Source organism: Vibrio jasicida CAIM 1864 = LMG 25398 (assembly GCF_000400365.1).
Lineage (GTDB): Bacteria > Pseudomonadota > Gammaproteobacteria > Enterobacterales > Vibrionaceae > Vibrio > Vibrio jasicida.
The window spans coordinates 21,567-41,351 of record NZ_BAOG01000132.1 but is presented as its reverse complement, the minus strand read 5'-3'; the positions used below and the strand labels follow the sequence as shown (position 1 = coordinate 41,351).

Annotated in this window: 19 protein-coding genes and 1 pseudogene; 5 read left to right on the top strand and 15 right to left on the bottom strand. The window is 45.3% G+C overall.

Features of this window, described 5'->3' with window-relative positions; all coding sequences use genetic code 11:
* Positions 1-127: 127 nt before the first annotated feature.
* Together aqpZ and VJL_RS24390 are read right to left on the bottom strand one after the other, a co-directional pair.
* The gene (gene aqpZ / locus VJL_RS24395) at positions 128-826 is read right to left on the bottom strand and encodes an aquaporin Z (protein WP_009707332.1); all 699 of its coding nucleotides are present in this window, start codon (positions 824-826) and stop codon (positions 128-130) included.
* 215 nt (positions 827-1,041) lie between these two features.
* Positions 1,042-2,301, bottom strand: coding sequence for an amino acid permease (locus tag VJL_RS24390; RefSeq protein WP_038881910.1), 1,260 nt, complete (start codon positions 2,299-2,301; stop codon positions 1,042-1,044).
* Between the two features lie 314 nt (positions 2,302-2,615).
* Here VJL_RS24390 and VJL_RS24385 point away from each other — a divergent pair, with 314 nt between their 5' ends.
* The 3 genes from VJL_RS24385 to VJL_RS24375 are packed head-to-tail and all read left to right on the top strand — an operon-like array spanning position 2,616 to position 4,976.
* Complete coding sequence (locus VJL_RS24385) at positions 2,616-2,996, top strand: RidA family protein (RefSeq protein ID WP_038881906.1); 381 nt, start codon at positions 2,616-2,618, stop codon at positions 2,994-2,996.
* Positions 2,997-3,010: 14 nt separating this feature from the next.
* Complete coding sequence (locus VJL_RS24380) at positions 3,011-4,288, top strand: L-cysteine desulfidase family protein (protein WP_038881904.1); 1,278 nt, start codon at positions 3,011-3,013, stop codon at positions 4,286-4,288.
* 28 nt (positions 4,289-4,316) lie between these two features.
* A complete protein-coding gene (locus VJL_RS24375; protein ID WP_038871302.1) occupies positions 4,317-4,976 on the top strand; it encodes a helix-turn-helix transcriptional regulator in 660 nt (219 codons plus the stop codon).
* On the opposite strand, the gene VJL_RS24370 is transcribed toward VJL_RS24375, so the two are convergent.
* Together VJL_RS24370 and VJL_RS24365 are read right to left on the bottom strand one after the other, a co-directional pair.
* Entirely contained in the window at positions 4,973-5,221 is a 249-nt protein-coding gene (locus tag VJL_RS24370) for a YkgJ family cysteine cluster protein (protein WP_038871300.1), read from the bottom strand. The two genes, VJL_RS24375 and VJL_RS24370, sit on opposite strands and share 4 nt — an antisense overlap.
* Before the next feature lie 117 nt (positions 5,222-5,338).
* Positions 5,339-5,596, bottom strand: a complete 258-nt coding sequence (locus VJL_RS24365; protein ID WP_038881903.1) for a hypothetical protein — start codon at positions 5,594-5,596, stop codon at positions 5,339-5,341.
* A gap of 218 nt (positions 5,597-5,814) precedes the next feature.
* Between VJL_RS24365 and VJL_RS24360 the strand changes: the two genes are divergently transcribed.
* Positions 5,815-6,255 carry a YcgN family cysteine cluster protein gene (locus VJL_RS24360; protein ID WP_038871294.1) on the top strand — a complete coding sequence of 147 codons (441 nt, stop codon included), beginning with the start codon at positions 5,815-5,817 and terminating at the stop codon, positions 6,253-6,255.
* Positions 6,256-6,316: 61 nt separating this feature from the next.
* Here the strand turns inward: VJL_RS24360 and VJL_RS24355 are convergent, their stop codons facing one another.
* The 3 genes from VJL_RS24355 to gad all read right to left on the bottom strand — a co-directional run bounded on the left by VJL_RS24355 (position 6,317) and on the right by gad (position 9,861).
* A complete protein-coding gene (locus tag VJL_RS24355) occupies positions 6,317-6,568 on the bottom strand; it encodes a GlsB/YeaQ/YmgE family stress response membrane protein (RefSeq protein WP_005439775.1) in 252 nt (83 codons plus the stop codon).
* A gap of 96 nt (positions 6,569-6,664) precedes the next feature.
* On the bottom strand, positions 6,665-8,392 hold the full coding sequence (locus tag VJL_RS24350; RefSeq protein ID WP_038881908.1) for an aspartate:alanine exchanger family transporter: 1,728 nt from the start codon (positions 8,390-8,392) through the stop codon (positions 6,665-6,667).
* A 74-nt stretch (positions 8,393-8,466) separates the two neighbouring features.
* The gene (gad, locus tag VJL_RS24345; protein WP_038881900.1) at positions 8,467-9,861 is read right to left on the bottom strand and encodes a glutamate decarboxylase; all 1,395 of its coding nucleotides are present in this window, start codon (positions 9,859-9,861) and stop codon (positions 8,467-8,469) included.
* 360 nt (positions 9,862-10,221) lie between these two features.
* On the opposite strand from gad, the gene VJL_RS24340 reads away from it, so the two are divergent.
* Positions 10,222-11,913, top strand: coding sequence for a mechanosensitive ion channel domain-containing protein (locus VJL_RS24340; RefSeq protein WP_038881899.1), 1,692 nt, complete (start codon positions 10,222-10,224; stop codon positions 11,911-11,913).
* Positions 11,914-11,990: 77 nt separating this feature from the next.
* Here VJL_RS24340 and VJL_RS24335 read toward each other — a convergent pair whose 3' ends face one another.
* From VJL_RS24335 to rlmA, 8 genes and pseudogenes are all read right to left on the bottom strand, one after another.
* Entirely contained in the window at positions 11,991-12,275 is a 285-nt protein-coding gene (locus VJL_RS24335) for a putative quinol monooxygenase (RefSeq protein ID WP_038871285.1), read from the bottom strand.
* A 68-nt stretch (positions 12,276-12,343) separates the two neighbouring features.
* The gene (locus VJL_RS24330) at positions 12,344-12,739 is read right to left on the bottom strand and encodes a VOC family protein (RefSeq protein ID WP_038871282.1); all 396 of its coding nucleotides are present in this window, start codon (positions 12,737-12,739) and stop codon (positions 12,344-12,346) included.
* An 82-nt stretch (positions 12,740-12,821) separates the two neighbouring features.
* Positions 12,822-13,118, bottom strand: a complete 297-nt coding sequence (locus VJL_RS24325; protein WP_038871280.1) for a ribbon-helix-helix domain-containing protein — start codon at positions 13,116-13,118, stop codon at positions 12,822-12,824.
* A 145-nt stretch (positions 13,119-13,263) separates the two neighbouring features.
* A pseudogene (locus tag VJL_RS24320) lies at positions 13,264-14,837 on the bottom strand (alkaline phosphatase).
* Between the two features lie 172 nt (positions 14,838-15,009).
* A complete protein-coding gene (locus VJL_RS24315) occupies positions 15,010-16,908 on the bottom strand; it encodes a BCCT family transporter (RefSeq protein WP_038871275.1) in 1,899 nt (632 codons plus the stop codon).
* A 120-nt stretch (positions 16,909-17,028) separates the two neighbouring features.
* Positions 17,029-17,403 carry a hypothetical protein gene (locus VJL_RS24310; protein WP_038881897.1) on the bottom strand — a complete coding sequence of 125 codons (375 nt, stop codon included), beginning with the start codon at positions 17,401-17,403 and terminating at the stop codon, positions 17,029-17,031.
* Between the two features lie 460 nt (positions 17,404-17,863).
* Positions 17,864-18,811 (bottom strand): ChaN family lipoprotein, encoded by a 948-nt coding sequence (locus tag VJL_RS24305; RefSeq protein ID WP_038881895.1) that lies wholly within the window; start codon positions 18,809-18,811, stop codon positions 17,864-17,866.
* Between the two features lie 84 nt (positions 18,812-18,895).
* Positions 18,896-19,738 (bottom strand): 23S rRNA (guanine(745)-N(1))-methyltransferase, encoded by an 843-nt coding sequence (gene rlmA, locus VJL_RS24300; protein WP_038881894.1) that lies wholly within the window; start codon positions 19,736-19,738, stop codon positions 18,896-18,898.
* Positions 19,739-19,785: the final 47 nt, after the last annotated feature.

Below are 19,785 nucleotides of genomic sequence, written 5' to 3'. Positions count from 1 at the left end.
TTTAGCAATGACACATTTTAGCTCGCGGCTATATTTGGACATAAAAAGACCCCCAATAATTAGTGTCCAACTATTGGGGGTCAGTTCACATTTAGCGGCTTTTTTGATCGTGAGGTTCGAGAATCGATTAATCGTTTGATTCTGTACCTAGAAGGTTCTTGTAGATAAGTGCACCTAGGATACCACCAACGATTGGTGCTACCCAGAATAGCCAAAGCTGAGAAACCGCCCAGTCGCCAACGAATACGGCAACACCAGTACTACGTGCTGGGTTAACCGATGTGTTAGTCACTGGAATACTGATTAGGTGGATAAGAGTCAAACATAAACCGATCGCGATAGGTGCAAAACCTTGTGGTGCGCGTTTGTCTGTGGCACCCATGATCACGATTAGGAACATCATTGTCATCACAACTTCAGTCACTAAAGCAGCAACCATAGAGTATTGGCCTGGAGAATGCGCGCCGTAACCGTTCGCGGCAAAGCCAGAACCAACAACGTCAAACCCTGCTTGACCTGTTGCGATTACGTAAAGTACACCACCCGCAATCACACCACCAATCACTTGCGCGATGATGTAAGGCACAACGTCTTTAGTCTCGAAACGACCACCGGCCCATAGACCGATAGTTACTGCTGGGTTTAGGTGACAACCTGAGATATGGCCAATAGCAAATGCCATTGTGAGTACGGTAAGACCGAACGCCAAAGAAACGCCCAACAAGCCAATGCCGACATCAGGGAAGCCAGCCGCTAACACTGCACTACCACAGCCACCAAGCACTAACCAAAAAGTACCAAAAACCTCTGCCATGTATTTATTCATATTGTTTCCTATTGCGGATTTAGATTACCCGCTGAACATAGTAGAGAATTGTCAGAAAAGTGTGAGTTGAAGCACGGAAATTAACCAAAATGCCAGATATGCGCGTTTCTGTCTCATATATGAAACGGAATGGGTAGAAAGAGGGTAGGTGGATGAGTTCAAAGGAAAACCTCGGCTATCGTTATAGAGCTTGATAACCGAGGCGAGAGGAAGCGTTAGCTAAAAGCAATAAATGGTGAGATACACAACAAGATGCCCGTCGCGATGATTAGGTATAGTGAAGCACCTTTGTATTTATGTAGAGAAGGCACTTGATACACCAAGTAAGCAGGAATCAAACAGCCAATCAAACCAAAGATAGGGCTACAAACCGAAGTGAAGCTCAAAACCGGTAGGTTGAGTACGATAGCGCCCCATGCCATCAAAATCGCGAATAGAATGATGCCTTTCGTCACGAGATCTTTGTTGATTTGCTCTTCAGGCATCACTTTTTTCAATGCCAACATCGCAAGGCCTTGGCAAGAATCACGGAAGCCAAGGTAAACACCAAAGAAGGCTGTCATTACAGAAAAGATGTTCAACATCAGGCTAAGCAGTTTAAGCGTCGTGCCGTCCATGCCTTGTGCTACCATCGCAAGCGCAGAGATGTTCTCGTTTGCTGCGCGGACTGCTTGTTCATGAGACATCGCCAACGTGAAAGAAATCGCGTAGAAAAACACGGTCACAAACAAAATGCCAAAAGCGATATTCATGGCACGCATCGCTTTAAAACGGGCAACTTCAATAGACTTCTCTTTCGAACGGTAAGAGATCACCATCGGACTCAAGCTTTGAATAAACAAAATAGAAGTGAGGGTGAACGGCAGCAGTTCAATCGCATCTTTTAAGCCAGCACCAGCAGTTGGTACGGTACCTACATTCGCCAGATCCCATTTTTCAATCATCATGAAGCCTAGCAGTGCTACGGTACAAAGTTTTACCAATACTAATCCGGTGCTGACCTTAAATAGGACCTTCTCACCACGCGAAGCGATTGCCACCAAAGCGCAAACCAATGCTAGACCATACAGCGGGTTTTCCGACAACAGCCCCTCAGTGATACCAAAGCTGTGTAGGAAAGAGGCTGAGTCATTATTGATTGCTGTCGAGTATACGAATACCCAGATCACCAACATGATGAAGTAGAGCACGCCTAACAAGGCGCCCCATTTATTGCCAAGGTAGCCTGAGATAACGCCCGCATAGTCTTGACACTTCGGAGAGGTGGAAAGCGTGTTAATAAATAGGCGTTGGAACAAGTACATCGCTGGATAACCAATCACCGCGGAGGCAAGAAATACCCATATGCCAAGTACGCCCACCTTTACTGGAAGAAAAACAATACCAGCACCGATTGCCATGCCGATACTCATGATTACCCAGCCCCAGTCAGTGCTATCAAACTTAGTCGCCGCTTTCCATTCTGTGGCTGTCATTCCGGCTTTAACGTGAGGTGGTTCTTTAGTTATTGGAAGAGTTTGTGTAGGTACAGTAACGCTCATTGTCGTTTTCTCTTTGTTAGTATGAATTTTTCTCAAATCTATTTGAGAAAAAGATTAACAACAATTTTTTTGTGGAAAATTCAGATAAATTTGAGATCTCGACAAAATTACTCAATAAAATCTGAATTTAGATCGATTTGTGTGATCTGTAGTGGTTGTTTTGCTCACATATAGTTGAAAGAATAGCTTTGAAACGAAAGCAAAAGCTGAGTTTTACGACTAAAATTAAAAACTATGTGAGGATTAACATGAAAGAATTGATCACTTCAGAGCACGCTCCTGCCGCAATTGGCCCATATTCACACGGAACCACTTACGGGGATTTGATTTTTACGTCTGGCCAACTCCCAGTTGATAGCGCGACAGGTAAAGTAGTAGAGGGAGGGATTACTGCTCAAAGTCATCAATCTCTAACGAACTTAAAACATGTGCTTGAAGCGGGTAACGGCAGTTTAGATACGGTTCTAAAAACGACGTGTTACTTGGCAAACATCAGTGACTTTGCGGAATTCAACAAAGTGTATGCAGAGTTTTTCCAAAAAGATTGCCCAGCACGAAGCTGCTTTGCGGTGAAAGATCTTCCGCTAGGTGTTTTGATTGAAGTTGAAGCGATTGCTAGTAAAAAGTAATACGGAGAAGAAGCATGAATCAGCAATGGAACCAATATATCCAAATCATTAAGCAAGTTGTGAAACCTGCCCTCGGATGTACCGAACCCATTGCTGCTGCATATGCGGCAGCAGTTGCAAAGCGTGAGCTTGGATGCCAAACCCCGGACATGATTGAAGTACGTGTCTCAGATAACTTGTTTAAAAACTCCATGGGGGTTTACGTTCCCGGCACTGGGAAAATTGGCCTTAAGATCGCGGCGTCAGTTGGGGCATTAGCGGGAGACCCAAACGCAGAACTGGAAGTGCTCGCTAAAATTAATCAAGACGATGTGACTGCTGCCCAGCAACTTATTGATGAAGAGCGAGTCAGTGTTGCTCGCATTGATACACAAGAATTTATCTTTTGCAGTGTCACCATGAGCGTTGGAGAAGACACCGTCTCGGTGACCATCAGCGGTGGACACACTAATATTATCCAGATCACTCGCAATGGAGCGGTGACGTTCGATGCCCCTTTGCAGCAGCGAGTCGCGACAGGATCAGTATGTGAAGGGGTGGATATCTCTATTAAGCAGATTTACGACTTTGCTCTTCAAGCGCCATTTGATGACATCAAATTCATTCTGCAAGCGGCTGAACTCAACTCTTCCTTAGCGCAAGAGGGTATCGACCGAGGTTACGGCTTAGAAATTGGCCGAACATTAAAAGGCAATATCGAACAGGGGTTGCTTGGTAATGATCTGATGAGCAGAATCCAAATGATGACCTCTGCAGCATCCGATGCTCGAATGGGCGGTGCGACGCTGCCAGCGATGAGTAACTTTGGCAGCGGTAACCAAGGTATTGCCGCGACGATTCCGGTTGTTATCGCAGCAGAAGCGTTTCAAAGTAACGAAGAACAACTCGCTCGCGCACTAATCATGAGTCATTTAGGCGCGATCTACATTAAGTCATACTACCCACCTTTATCTGCATTCTGTGGTAACACCGTCACTAGTGCTGCCGCATCCATGGCACTAGTGTATCTAGCAGGCGGCTCGTTTGAGCAATCTTGCTCTGCAATTCAAAACGTCATTAGTGACAGTTCAGGCATGGTGTGTGATGGCGCGAAGTCATCTTGTGCAATGAAAGTTTGCACCTCATCAACGACGGCAGTTCGCTCATATTTGATGGCGATGGGTAACCACAGTGTGAAGAATCAAGGTATAGTAGGCGACGAAGTCGAACAAACTATAAGAAACGTAGGCTCTATGGTTAGACTTGGTATGCCGTATACTGACAAATCTATTATCGACATCATGTCGGCCTAGCCTCAAAGTTTTTGCTAAGGGAAGTAAATTGCAGCTTAAGAAACTCACCAAAAGTGATTTAGATATTTTGAATTCGATGAAGAACGTCGTCGATGGCATTGCGCGCATGTATGGCAAGCATACCGAGGTCGTTCTTCACAGTCTTGATGCAGAAGCTCCGGAAATCATCAAAATTGCCAATGGCCATGTTACTGAGCGTGGAGAAGGTGCACCGATTACCAACTTAGCAAGAATGAAGCTGCTTGAAGGTAACGACGTTTCAGATTCGTATGTGACGAAAACCGTAAGCGGTAAAACCTTGCATTCCATCACGACCATTGTCCGTAACCCAAAGAACAAACCTATTGGGTTATTGTGTATCAACGTCGACATGGATGTACCGATGCAGGATTTTTTGAGATCGATTATGCCAACTCAACAAAATGACTGCTGTGCGGGCGCACGTTCACCAGAAACCTTCGCTCGTAACATCGATGAAACCATTATTAGTACCATTGAGACCGTACAAGCAGAAGTGTGGTCAAACGAAGCGATTTCCCCTTCAAAACGCAACCGTGAACTGGTCACGCGTTTACAAGGTTTGGGGATTTTTAAATACAAAGATGCGGTATTGATGGTGGCAAATCATCTCGGTATTTCACGCGATACTATTTACCTTTACTTGAGAGAGTTGGGTAGTAACGACTAGGTCAGTTGTTCAAGTTCGGTGATATTATTTATCGCTTCTTGATTCGTTTTGCCGCACACAACTGGGCAAGGTTTGAAGTCGTGGCAAACTTTTGGGCGTTCAGGCATTCCGAAAAGTTTACATAAGTTGTCGTCATTTAATTGAATGCAGCGCTCTCCAGCAGGTTTGCCTTTTGGCATGCCCGGAATCGGAGAAGAGATACTTGGTGAGATACAACACGCCCCACAACCTAATCGACAATCCATCTAAAAGCCCTCGTAAAAATGAAGGGGGCATTATGGCCATTTCTCGTCAGATTGGAAGAGGCGTGCGTGAATTCACGCCAACAAAGTTAGCCCTTTCTACTCGTCATTAAGTCCTTTTTACTCATCATTAAGTAAAGCAGCGACTTCAAAATTCTGATCGCGTTTAGCCTGTTGGATATAACGGTTGCACTCTTGCATGCTTAAACCCCAGGTTCCAGCCTCGGTGCGAGAGGACATTTCCGTTAGGAACGTTGCTTGACCTTCTTGAACATTAGACGCTAGATCCTTGCCGTATTGTTGACAAAGTTCTGCATCGGTACTTGCCGCAGCTCCGAACGAAACAAGAGAGATAATGGTGATCATTGCGAGCTTCATAATATTGATTCCTTTATTCACACTATGAGCTAAAACCATAGGATAGGAATCACTAATAGTAAAAATATCAATGTTGTTCGCCCTTGCTAGTGAAATAGAACAAACGTTGATAATAGTTCGTATTACGGGGCGGAATTCGGCAAAACTTGAACTTTTGTTGTCAGAGGGGTATAAAACGCACCCAATTCATTCCCATTCGAGAAATAAGTAGTAAGCGTATGAGCACTCCATTTTGGCAAAGTAAATCGTTAGAGAACATGACAGAAGAAGAATGGGAATCTCTCTGTGATGGGTGTGGCAAATGTTGTCTGCACAAGCTAATGGATGAAGATACGGACGAAATCTACTACACCAACGTGGCGTGTAGTTGGCTGAACAGCAAAACTTGTTCGTGCAAAGACTACCCGAACCGTTTCACTTCAGGCGAAGAGTGCACCAAGCTGACGCGTGAAGATATTGATGATTTCACATGGTTACCACACACTTGTGCATACCGCTTGTTGGCAGAAAGCCAGCCACTGCCAGAATGGCACCCATTAATCACTGGCTCTAAGTCTGCAATGCACGCAGCTGGGGAAAGTGTACGAAATAAAGTGGTGTATGAAATCGATGTGGTGGACTGGGAAGATCACATTTTAAATCACCCAAATCGCCCATAGCCGAATGTAAAACAAGCCTTTCATTGAAAGGCTTGTTTATTTTGGGGTGAGGCAAAAGTACCTAACCTTTTAAGAAACGGTTATAGACAAACAATATAACGAAAGCACCTAAAGTTGCAGTGACGATACTGCCGATGTTTACACCGTCTGCACCGCCTAGGCCAACAAAGCTGCCTAAAAAACCGCCAACGAAAGCACCAACGATACCTAGCACCATAGTGGCAATCCAGCCACCGCCATCGTTACCAGGCATCAGCCACTTAGCCAATGCTCCTGCAATCAAACCTAGAATAATCCAAGATAGAAAGCCCATAATTTCTCCTTACTCATTATTGTGTTAGGTACGTGTCGTTACGTATTCATGGTTACGTTTCAATCATAGACCATTCATCCTAAAGCGTAGATTTAACTAACTGATGACCATCGCGATGTAACCTAATATCAGGACTAAAACTGAAGTTAATGCGTATGGCACGGGGTAGCCAATAGCTGGCATGTCACTGTGGCTTGCATCTTGGGCTCCTTTCATTGCAGGGGTACTGTTTCTCCCTCCGGCACAGGCTCCCGCTAAAATAGCAGGGTTCATTTTGCGGAAGTACAATCCGTATAACCAAGCTAGCAGAGGTGGTACGAGTGCTGCAGTCACACCCAGTAACGCAATCTTGATGACAATGATGCCTTGGAATGACGCTAAGATTTTCGGCCCCACGGTTGCCGCTAATACCGCGACAAATAAGTTTAGGCCGATGTCCTGTAGAAAGCTTCTTGCCCCTTCACTCATGGGGCCGCCAAAGCTAGGGTTACGAGTTCGTAGGAATGAGAAAACGATCCCGGTTAACATGCAACCCGCCGATGTGCCAAGGGCAAAAGGGATACCTGCAACGGTGACACTCAAATGTCCAAAGACATAGCCAATAAGAAGGGAGAGGGCGAGGTAGAAGGTTTCGGTGACCGTACTCTCTACAATCGGAACACTATTGAGTTTGGATGCGGTTTGCTCTACGCACCATTGGGAGCCTGCAATACGCACAACATCGCCTACTTCGACCTTAGTTTGTGGCAATAAAGGTTGCTGGTGGCCTTGTCGAAATATCGCTTTGAAATAAACACCAAAGCCGACTTCAGCATGCAATTGTGCGACAGTTTTCCCTGCATGCTCAGATTTACCAACGTGAATATCAGCCACTTCAATGTCGACATTTCTTGCGCGTGGCTCATCGACTTCATTTCCGATATCGGCTTCACCTTCCGCGATCAAGACGCGATATTCTCCCCGAATGCCAATAACATCATTTAACTCAAGCGTTGGGTTATCGGAAGCATCAATGACTTGCTCACCTCGAACCACTTTAAGCACGGCCGCATCAGGGAATTTCTGATACAACTCTTGCACTGAACGGCCAACTAACTCTTGGTGTGTGACTTTATAGGCACGAACATCGATCGGTAGGACGCCCACGTCTGAAAAACCAAAGGTGCTTGGGAGTTTCTCGTTGTCATCGCCAGTTGAGAATTCCGCTTCTGCCTCTTTACCTGCTTTGACGGGGTCAATACCAAAGAGCGAAGGGAGGTACTTAATGAACAAGATGATGAGGACGGTCGAAAGGACATAACTTATCGCGTAGCCCGCGGCAATATTGGCACTGACGTGATCAATGCTCATCCCTTCAGGTGGCGTAAATGCGCCTGAACTAATTGCTGACTGCGCTACGCCCATTACGGCGGTCACTGTGTAACTGCCAGAAATGATGCCAGCGGCGTAGCCGGGCTCCAGACCCATTAGCTTGGCGCCGATGACAACAATCGCAAAATTGCTGAACACGACAATCAAACCAATGACGACGAAGTCGATCCCTCCTCTAGCAAGACCGGAGAAAAATTGTGGCCCAACTTTCATCCCAATCGCGTACATGAACATCATTAAGAAGATATCTGAGACCAGACCCGGCTCTTCAATTTTTAGCCCATAAACCGAAAAGGAGGTAAGAGCTAAAGCAACACCAACAACTAAAGTGCCAGCTGTTGTTCCTAGGCTTACTCCTTTGAATGTGAGTCGACCAAGCGGGTATCCAATAGCGAGAGATAGAAAGAGAAAAACGAACGGATTTTCTGACAAGTAACTAAATAGAAAGGACATAGTGTCACCTGTGAATTTGTTGATATAGGAGCAAGGAACCATGAGAGTTCCTTGCTTTAAGTGGAAGGGGACAATTAGCCGTGGTTAAAGTTACTCGACTCATCAGCGTCGCTACCGTTGACGACAGGATGCTTGTCGAAGAAGTCCACGCAGTGTTGTAAATCGGAAATCAAAAGATCCGCCATGTCTCGGCTAAATCCATGTCGAACCAAAATACGCATGATCACTAGATCTTCGCGTTCGGCAGGCATAGCGTAAGCCGCAATTTGCCAGCCACGAGATCGAATGCGATCAGAAAGATCGTAAAGATTGAAGCCTGGGTTTGCGCCATCTTTTATTGACCAACTCAGTGCAGGGATACCACCATGTCCATCATAGATGATGTGGAACATACCCATTTTTTCGACTTCTTTGGCAAGGTAACGAGCTGTGTCATAACAAGCATCGTGGATCTTACGATAGCCCTCTTTGCCAAGACGCAAGAAGTTATAATATTGAGCAACGATTTGACCACCAGGGCGAGAGAAATTGAGTGCAAAGGTGGGCATGTTGCCACCGAGGTAGTTGACGTTAAAGATCAAGTCTTCATGTAGAGCATCGGCATCTCGCCAAACAACCCAACCAACGCCGAGTGGGGAAAGGCCAAACTTATGTCCAGAGGCATTGATGGACTTTACTCTTGGTAAACGGAAGTCCCACACTAAATCTGGATCGCAGAATGGGGCAAGAAAGGCACCACTCGCACCATCAACGTGAATCGGAATATCTAGCCCGGTATCTTCTTGTAGCTTATCTAACGCTTCGTGCACCGCTTGTACTGGCTCGTATTGGCAAGTAAAGGTCACGCCTAACGTTGGGACAACACCAATCGTATTTTCGTCACAACGTTTGATTACTTCCTCTGGGGTCATGATAAGACGGTCGCCTTGCATTGGGATTTCGCGAAGTTCAATGTCCCAGTAGCGCGCAAACTTATGCCAACAAACTTGAACTGGGCCACAGATAAGATTCGGGCGATCAGTTGGTTTGCCTTGCTTCTTCATTTTTTCGCGCCAAGCCCATTTTAGCGCCATGCCGCCTAGCATTGCCGCTTCACTTGAGCCTGTTGTTGAACACCCCATAGGGTTTTCAGCATCCGGTGCATGCCAAAGGTCGGCAAGCATATGCACACATCGAGATTCGATTTCCGCCGTTTGAGGGTATTCATCTTTGTCGATCATGTTTTTGTCGATGCACTCGTCCATCAATTTGTGGACTTCGTCTTCGACCCATGTTTGACAGAATGTCGCAAGGTTCTGACGCGAATTGCCATCAAGCATGAGCTCATCATGGACAACTTGGTAAGCATGATCGGGAGCATGCTCATGCTCTGGAATACGGTACTTGGGCATAACAATGGAAAGATCTTTAGACGAATACACATCGTCTAGGATTGAGCCACGAACGGTTGATTTTTTATGAAGAGGCATGGTGAATCCCTTATCTTATTGAATTAATTCCACTTATTGCTATTTTTTGTAGGGTTAATAGCAATGACGGCAGCAAAAATAAACATAGCAGGGTTTTCTATAATGTCAGGAAAAATAAGCATTTTGTTGCTTATTTCACGTTGTTTTATTTTATTTTGTGCTCGCTTAGGCAAATATCAGAGACGTACACCATGTGGCACATGAATTGAGTTGTCATAAGAGGAGAATTGTGAATTTAGTACGCACTTTTTATTAGTGCTCGTTTTCTATTTCGTGGTGTAAACTTACAGCATCTACTTTCAAGGATTTATATCCCGGCGCTTGACCATCCCGTTCAAGTTCGTCTCTTACGAGGTAAAAATGACGTTACTATCCCCCCTAACAGTGCGTTTTACACCATTCAAGGTGTTGTTTATGGCGTTTGTTTTGACGATGAGTTCCTTCATTGTTAATGCAACAGAAAGCACAGAAAAGGTCGTAGAAGTGCCAGAGGTTTCTGCCGCTGAAAAAGCGATCGATAATATCAATCAAGATATCATCGATTTGTCCGAAACCTTAAAAATAGCAAGTGGCGATGAGCGCGATGCGCTTCAGTTGCAACTGTTCCAGAAAAATGAAGAACTGAGAAGCCGCCTTGCGACAGCGATCAGCAATAAATCTATCGCTCATGATAAATTGATTGAATTAGTTCAAACTCAAGAAAAATATTCAGAAGGCGCGATCGCTTATCTGGATGAAAAAATCAAAGTTTTGAATGAAGAAATCAACAAAGCAAAAGACGCCGATAAACTCTCTCTTTTGAATGAGTACCGTGAATTACAGCAGTACCTAGACGTCAGCTACCAGTCAAGTTGGCAAAACTTGAGCTGGTTAAGTACGTTAGGTGTTCAAGATGAAGATGCAGATATCGCGTTTAAAGACAATGTTGATAAGCGTATGCGTTTGCTTTCTGCATCCATTGAGTATCTGAACCAGCAAAGCGGGATCATTGGATCTCAAGTTTCCTCTAGTCCGGAATCAGAGAAAGCATCGCTGCAATTAAGTCAGTTAATTTTGAAGCAGAGATTGAACATTGCAACGGACAGTCTGCGCACTCTGATCGCGATTGGCGATAAGGTTGGTTTAGAAACCTCTGAATATAAACGTCAGATTTTTGAAGTAACAGGCAGCATTACTCACGACTTGCTGAACACCAAAGTAATTCTGTCTATCTTGAGCCATTGGTCGAACTCAATGGTGGATTGGTTTGCTGAGAACGCACCACAGCACATCTTCCAGTTGTTTGTGTTTGCTCTGATCCTGCTGATTGCCCGCGCACTGGCGAAGCTAACGCGTAAAGTGGTTAGCAAGACGGTGGCATCGAAGAACTTGAAGCTGTCACACTTGATGCAAGACTTCTTTATCTCGATGTCAGGCAAAGCCGTGTGGATCATCGGTATCATGGTTGGTCTATCTCAAATCGGCCTTAACCTTGCTCCAATCCTGACCGGTTTCGGTATTGCTGGTGTGATCATCGGTTTCGCATTACAAGATACGCTCTCAAACTTCGCTGCGGGTATGATGCTACTGATCTACCGTCCGTTCGATGTTGGTGACTTTGTTTACGCAGGTGGTGTAGACGGTAAGGTAAGCCACATGAGCTTGGTGAACACAACAATCCGTACTTTCGATAACCAAATCATCATCGTGCCAAACAGCAAGATTTGGGGTGACGTGATTAAGAACGTGACACATGAGCGCATTCGCCGTGTCGATATGGTTTTTGGTATCGGTTACTCAGATGACGTACTAAAAGCAGAAGAAGTATTGGCAGATATCGTGACGTCTCACCCTTCAGTACTTCGTTCTCCAGAGCCAATGATCAAGCTTCATACACTGAACACTTCTTCAGTTGACTTCATTGTTCGTCCTTGGGTTAAAACGGATGACTACTGGGATGTTTACTGGGATGTAACCCGAGAAGTGAAACTGCGCTTCGACCGTGAAGGCATTTCGATTCCATTCCCACAACAAGATGTGCATTTGCACATGGTGGAAAAGAAAGAAGCATAAATTTCTTTTACTTGAATCCAAAATCAACAAAAAGGCGCTCAATTAGAGCGCCTTTTTTATCGGTTTAGCAGTAAAGATTACAGCTCATCCAAGAACGTGATTTTTGGCTCACTGGCAAGTAAACCATCAATCTCACTCAATAGAGTCTGGAAATGCGTTGTTTTGCAGTGTTCGTCAAACGCGGCTTGGTCTGCAAACTGCTCTTGGAATAAGAATTGGCTTGGGTCATTTTTGTCTTGGAACAAGTGATAACGCACGCAGCCCGTCTCATTTCGAGTCGGCTCTAGCATCGCTTCTAATGCTTGTTTTAGTTGATATACGCAGTCAGGTTTTGCGTGAAATGCAGCAGTTAAATGAATCATAGTTGTGTTTGCTTCTTTGTTTTTATTAAAGGGGATTGTGGCAGTTTCTGTTAGGACAGAACTTACTATCAGAGATAGCGACCTTGACGCTGCAAGAACTCAATTTTGTAGCCGTCTGGGTCGGTAATGAAGAAAAATGTCGCTAAGTGTTTTTCCTGATGGTCAAAGACTTTGATGTCGCTCGCTTCGATATCTAGCGAGTTCAAGCGTCGATAAGTCGCCGCAATGTCTTCTACGCTTACCGCAAGGTGCCCGTAAGCCGTACCATGTGTGTATGGCTCACTTTGGTCGTGATTGTGAGTGAGTTCTAACTCGAATCCCGTTTCAGGGTTTGCTAAGTAGGTAAGAGAAAAGCCGTCGAATACGTATTGGTCTTTGATTTCTAGCTCAAGTGCGTCGCGATAAAACTTAAGAGAACGCTCCAGATCGCTTACGCGAATCATGGTATGAATCATTTTTGTCATGAGTACTCCTTAATACTGCGCCTAGACTAGTCAGTTTTAGCGCGAGTTTGGTAGTACTCAGGTACGACAATAATATGAGTGGTTAGTTTTGCTCACTTAGTGCTTGATCTAGCGTCGCTTGTGGTTGTCGAGCGTAGGTAAGGCAGGCGCAGCGAAGCAGAGAGGCGAAGTTATTGACCTCCCCGTTGTGTTCTAACGCTTCTTGGTAAACGGTCGTGATGAACTTAGGTACGGTCATGTCTTGGGCAGAGGCAATTTCTTCTAGAATCAACCAAAAACTCGATTCCAACTTTACGCTGGTGGCATGGCCATCAATGCGGATGGAGCGGGTAACAAACTGATAGTTTTCTTGTGGTTGTTTAGCAAATATTTCGCACATAAGGTTATTCGTTTTTATAAAAGAGCCGCAATTATTGAAGGGAGGGAGTAAGCCGTCAACCGTTTCTATCACAAAAAAACGCTCCCAGAAGAGAGCGTTTGAGTATCACCATGAAAGTGGCTGAGTGTGGTTATGCGTTGACGAGTTAGTTAATTTGCTTGATGAGGTATTGACCTAGCTCAGAGTGATGCATGATCTTGGAGATAGGTAAAATCGTGCCAGCAGGCCCCCAAGCAAATACGTTTACAGGGGTGTGCGTATGTGTGCCAGTTCCCCAGACTGTATTCTGTTTCGTCCCTTGTTCGCGAGCGAGTAGGTTACCTCTTTGTAAGGAAAAAACGCATCAAAATCGTTAATTGCTGGGACGTTTTCTTCACTTAAATATTTGTGGCTTGCTAAGCGATAAGGGTTTGGTTTACTTGCTAAGACGCGCTCTGCCTGTTCTGGTGTGATAGAAAAGTCACTATTTTCGTTTACGATTTCGGCCAATTTAGCTGGTGTTTGTTTTGTTTTATCAAGCTTTTGAAACTCGCTGATCATACCGTAGTAGCTTTGTTTTTGATTATAAAGTCCATCAAGAATATCGAACTTGCCGAAGTTAAAGTTGGGAGCATAATCGCGGTTCGTAAAAGCCTCACCATTGCGCTTTTGTGGTTTGGGTAAATCAGCGGAAGAATAACTGAAGCCAAATGAACCGGTTTCATGATCGGCAGTGACTATCACCAACGTGTCTTCACGGCCTTTTGCCCATTCGTATACAGAGTTCACTGCTTCATCAAACTTAATCAGTTCGTGCAACATGGTTCCGGCGTCATTGCTGTGACCCGCCCAGTCGATTTGACCTCCTTCGACCATTAAGAAGAAGCCATCTTTATCCTTAGATAGGATATCGAGCGCTTTTACGGTCATTTCTTCTAGTGACGGTTGAGTCCGTTTCGGATCATTTTTGTTTTTGCTGTAAGCGATGCCATCATCCATGCCTGAATAGGCAAATAACCCCAGTAGCTTATCGCCGTTGGAGGTTTCAAGCATATTGCGGTTAAACGCCAAACTGTAACCTTGCTGCTGCGCTTCCGTCAGAAGGTTTCGCTCGTCTTTGCGTTTCGATTTTAGGTAAACGTCACCCTGGGTCAGCTTCTCAAGTTGTTTGTATGTGTCGCCTTTCTCGTTGGTTGATTTAGGAATCCAATGACGAAGGCCGCCAGAAAGCATCACATCCACGCCTGTCTCTAGCATATCAACTGCGATACTATTTTCGAGAGAACGATGCGGTTGATGAGAAGCAAAAGCCGCTGGTGTAGCGTGTGTCATTCGTGTATCCGACACCAAGCCTGTTGCTTTGCCTTTCGCTTTGGCTTTTTCCAGAATGGTTTCCACGTGATTACCCTGGCTATCAATACCGATCACTTCTGATGCCGTCGGGGTGCCAGTAGCGAGCATTGTGGCCGAGCAAGCAGAATCGACGACAATCGCATCTTCAGGGTTGGTCAAGGATGAACCAATTACCCCTTCCTGTGCGAGCTTGTAAATGGCGGTCGTTTCGCCTTTGTAAATCGAGTTTGGTGCGTGATTCGCGTAAGTCTCTAACAAGCCTACTTGCTGAGGGCCCATGCCATCACCAATCATTAGGATAACGTTTTTGATTTCTGCTGATAGAGCATTGAAAGAGAGCGTGGACGCCGCTACTGCGGTCACAATTGGGGTCACTAAGTGCTTCATTGTATATTCCTTATTTATAAAAGCGTGCAAATTAAAACAAGGATTTATGACAAAATTGCTACCGTCACAAAAGGTTCATGTGTACTTCATTTCTTTTTACTATGGCAGAAATAAGAAAGCCCACAGAAGTGGGCTTGAATTAGGTTTAGGAGTGGAAAGTCATGAGCTAAAGCTACACCGCGTAAGCAGGGCTTTGGGCCACGATTTGATTAAACTCGACTCTTGATTGCTGGGCCGCATCAGATAGCTCGAGTTTTCTCTCTTTTGCTTTCATGACATTATCCAATAGGGTCTGCAGCTCATCCTGCATCTCCTGAGGTAAGTGATGATCAGCAAAATCATTGTCGTCGCTATGCTCCAGAGCAAAAGCGCGAATTCGTTTACGTAGTTTCATGAGTTCGGCTAACGCTTCACGCTCTTCTTCTGCCGCATCTTGAGCTGCATCACGCGCACGTTCAAACTTCGCCATTGCCATGCCTTCTGTTGACCACGGATCAAATTCTGGTAGCTCTTCAATGTTGATGGTTGGTTCGATGTAATCTTCTTGATGACGAATATCCAGCGTGGTTGCACGTACCGCAGAAACCATCAGCATGATTGAGATACCCAACAAAGGTAAACCACCCACGATAGCCGCGGTCTGTAGTGTGCTTAACCCACCCATAAACATCAGAACTGTTGGAAGAAAGGATAAGGTGAATGCCCAGAACATTCGGTTCCAACGCATTGGTTCTTCCGTGACGTTGTTTTGTACAACAGACGCAAGAATGTAGGAAATCGAGTCAAAGGTCGTGGCAGTGAAAATAATGCAAAGCACAGTAAACACGGCGATGACTAACGTACTCATTGGCAGTGCATCTAACATCGAGAAGATCGCCGCGGTTGCGCCTTCTGCATTTAGGATAGCAACAACGTCTAGTTCTCCTGATAACTGTAGCGACAAGCCATAGTTACCTAGAATCATAAAGAATAAGAAACAGCCTAGAGAACCAAAGAAAATCGAGCCAGATACCATTTGTTTGATAGTGCGACCGCGAGAGATACGCGCCACAAACAGGCCCATGCTAGGTGCAAATACTAGCCACCATGCCCAATAGAAAATGGTCCAATCTTGTGGGAAGTGGGTGTTATCAAACGTACCGTAACCGCCGAACGGTTCCGCCCATGTTGCCATTACAAAGAAATTAGACAGCATTCGGCCAATCGAGTCTAAACCCGTTTCCAGCATGAAGATGGTAGGTCCAACCGCTAAGATGAACGCCAGTAAGCCCATCGCACCCCAGAAGTTAATGTTGCTTAAAACTTTAATGCCTTTCTCCATACCTGCGTAAGAGGAGTAAGCAAAAATGGCCGTACAGATCAGCAGTACTAACACTTGGCTATATGTGTTTTTAGGCATACCGAAAAGATAATGCAGACCTTCGCCGATCAACGGAGCGGCTAAACCTAAGCTCGTTGCGGCACCGCCAAGCAGGCCGAAGATAAACAGTACATCAACGATTTTACCGGCGGCGCCTTTACTACGTTCTTCGCCAAGCACTGGCATCAATGCACTGGATACTTTCAAAACGGGTTGTTTACGTACGTAGAAGAAGTACGCAATTGGCAGAGCAGGGATAAGGTAGATAGACCATGCGATTGGGCCCCAGTGGAAGAGGCCATAGGTCGCCGCCCAACGCACCGCTTCTTCACTGCCTGGTTCTAGTTGAAAAGGTGGTGATTGGTAGTAATACGCCCATTCGATGCAGCCCCAGTAAAGAATGCTGGCACCGATGCCGCCACAGAACAGCATCGCCGCCCATGACGCAGTAGTAAATTCTGGTTTCTCGTCAGGGTCACCGAGTTTGATTTGTCCCATGTCGCTGAAGACAACGTAAATCATGAAAATAAAGGCAGCAAGGCCGAGTGCAAGGTACAAGAACCCCAATTTATCCGTCATGAAGGTTTTTGCGATCGCAATCCATTCTGCACCCTCAGTCGGGAACATAATTAATGGAAAGACAATAGAAAGTAACAGCGCGATAGCGCCAAAGAAGGTTGGTTTGTCTATGAGAGAAAATGCATTTTTCACAGTTCATCGTCCGTTAATGAATAGTTATCCATTATGGACTTGGGTAAAAACAGTGTTCAAATGAGGATGGTTGTCGTAACGGAAAAAACTCTTTTTTAACCAATAATTTAAGGCGATATTTTAAACAAGAGCGAGAATAATGCCACCAACGGTCAATGCCGCAGACAAATATTGACCAGCAGAGTATGAGCCATCATCCTCTTCTTCAATCGTATCTGGGTGATCCATCCCGAGTGCGCCATGAGCGAAAGATTCGACTTTGTCACCAACGGTCTTATTTTCGGCTTCCACCTTTTTGCTCTCGTGATCAATCTGTTGTAATGCGACGAGTAAGGCTTTCCCTTCAGAGGACAGCGTGACCGTATTTTGGTCGACCTTTAATGGTGCGGCATTGGCACTTTGTTCAGCCACTTTCGCTTGGTCTCGGTTATTTTGCTGTGCTGCATTACTATAAACCGATTGACGGTTGACTGAATTGCTTCCTACTGGATTCATCTGTTACCCCTTCGAACAACGACACTCCTTTATGAGTGCAGGTATACCCAAGTGACTTCAAGATGCAGGATTCAGAGCGTTGTCATTGATTCGAGGTCAAGGAAAACAACGCAGCGTAATAGCTGGCTCTTTCCAAGTTGTTTGACGCAGAAATTGGGTCAATGACACGCTCCCGAAGGGCGAGTTGACTTGGCTTGTATACTTTGTTGTCGATTCTTGATTTGGATCCACCAAACCTTTAAATCGCCGCCGCGTCTACAAACCAAGTCATTCTCGCTGAACCTAGCATCTCGAGGTTACTTGGGTATAAAAAGCAGTTATCCCTATATCGACGGCAAAGGCTATTTCTTGAATCAATCAAATACAAAAATAGGTCTGTTTTTGCCGCTTTCTATGTATATCTAGAATAGCTAGCAAAAAGCAGACCTATTTATCTTAAGTCGTGGTCGGATTTTTCTGATTACTTACATTGAAGATCGCTATTACGCTTAGCAAGGTGCTTGTACGCAGCCATGCGGTTTGCGTCTTGTACGTAACGCACCGGTGGCGCAAGGACTTCTAGTTGGTAATCCGAACCGTCTGCAGTAATGTCCGCAGTAGGGGTAATGACGACAACGTTTAAATCTGGGTTACGATTCAAGATAGAAGCCGCTGTCCCTAAACCGCCTTCAGTATGGAATTTGCCCGCGACGTGAACCACTTGAGTACCTGGGTGTTGCTCTAGGTATTTGACGATGGATTCTGCCATGGTTTCATCCCATGTTACCTGAGCTGCATATTGCTTCTCAGTTTGTTCTGGCTTGCCGTGGTGCATGGATGCCATGAACCTCTCTTTGTATGGGCTGTTTGCGGTGTTGACTTCGTCCGCGACAAAACTGCGCTCATCACTGTCGAGCTTCTCTAAGTAATCGATGCCTTGGCGGCCAATGCAACGCACAATATTTTTCGGCGCATTTGCGGCAATCACGGGAATATCAGCTTGCTTGGCAAACTCAACCAGCGGGCGGTAATCACTTTCGTAGTTTGGCCAAGCATTACTTTGCTTCATAAAGTATTGCTCACCAATTTCGCCGTTTAAGTATGAATCTAAGATTGCTTGCTTGTCGCGTGTGACCTGCTCCATTGAAAGCGCAAGAGGACGACTAGTAGAAGACAACTGCTTTAGCATGTCAGTCTGGAAACGGTGAATACCTGCGTGCGTGTGCCATTCGCCAATCAAAATTACATCGGCTTGTTGTAGGGCTGGGGTTAGCTGATTGACTGAGATGGCTTCACCGGAAGGTGCATGAAGCTGGTAGTCGTAGAAACTGGTTACGTCGTCAGTTGCGGCGTTGGGAACGGTCGGTGCATTTGAAGCACAACCAGTAAGCAAGCCTGCAAAAATCAGACTTAGTGTAGAAAAGCGCATTAAAAAGCCTCCAAAAATGTCCGAATGATATTAATGGAGGCTGATAAATGAATCAATGGTAATGAGAATAATTAGCGTTACATTTTATGCTTCATTCTCAGATTGATTCGATTTCTTACGGTAAACGCGCAACATAAAGTCAGCCTCACATTGGAAAAGTGTAGATGACTTTAGCTCTTCGCGAAGCTCGTCGCTGGCTTTCCATGCGAATGGTGTCATTTGCAGTAGGTCGAATGCGACGCCGTCTTTTAAGTCCATGGTGTAGTTGAGCTTTTGTTGATGCTCAAGTTCGAACCCTTCAATGTTCTCGGGCTCTTCGTTGTGCAAGCGTATCTCTTGGTAGATACGTTCACGGAACTGGTACAAATGACGGCCTGCTGGCGTGACTGTGATAACAACACCGTTATCTTTAATCACACGTTGTAGCTCTTCTGCTTTACACGGAGCGTAGATACGTAAAATCGCGTCTAGAGATTGCTCTGCAAACGGCAAGCGATGGCTTGATGCCACGCTGAAATCGCAATTTGGGTAGCGCTTAGAGGCGAAACGAATGGCGACTTTAGAAATATCTAGACCATACACCGTCGCTTCTTCATTTTGTGAATGCAGAGACTGCTGAACTTGGTCTGTGTAGTAGCCTTCGCCGCAACCAATATCCAACAATTGATGGCTTGTGTCTTCGGTGTATTTGGCACATAGGCTTGCCACTTCTTGGCGCATCGGATCGTAATGATTGCCTTCTAAAAAGCGACGACGTGCTTGCATCATCTCTTTGTTATCACCTGGATCTTTTGAGCGTTTGTGGTGCGCTGGCATCAAGTTGACGTAGCCTTCTTTTGCTAAATCAAACTGATGGTTGTTTTCACACTTAAACGTCTTTGCTGTTAGCTCAAGAGGTTGGTGACATAGAGGACATTGATAGTTCATGACGATCTCTGGACAGGAAGTAGGGCGGCAAATTCTATCAAAAAGGG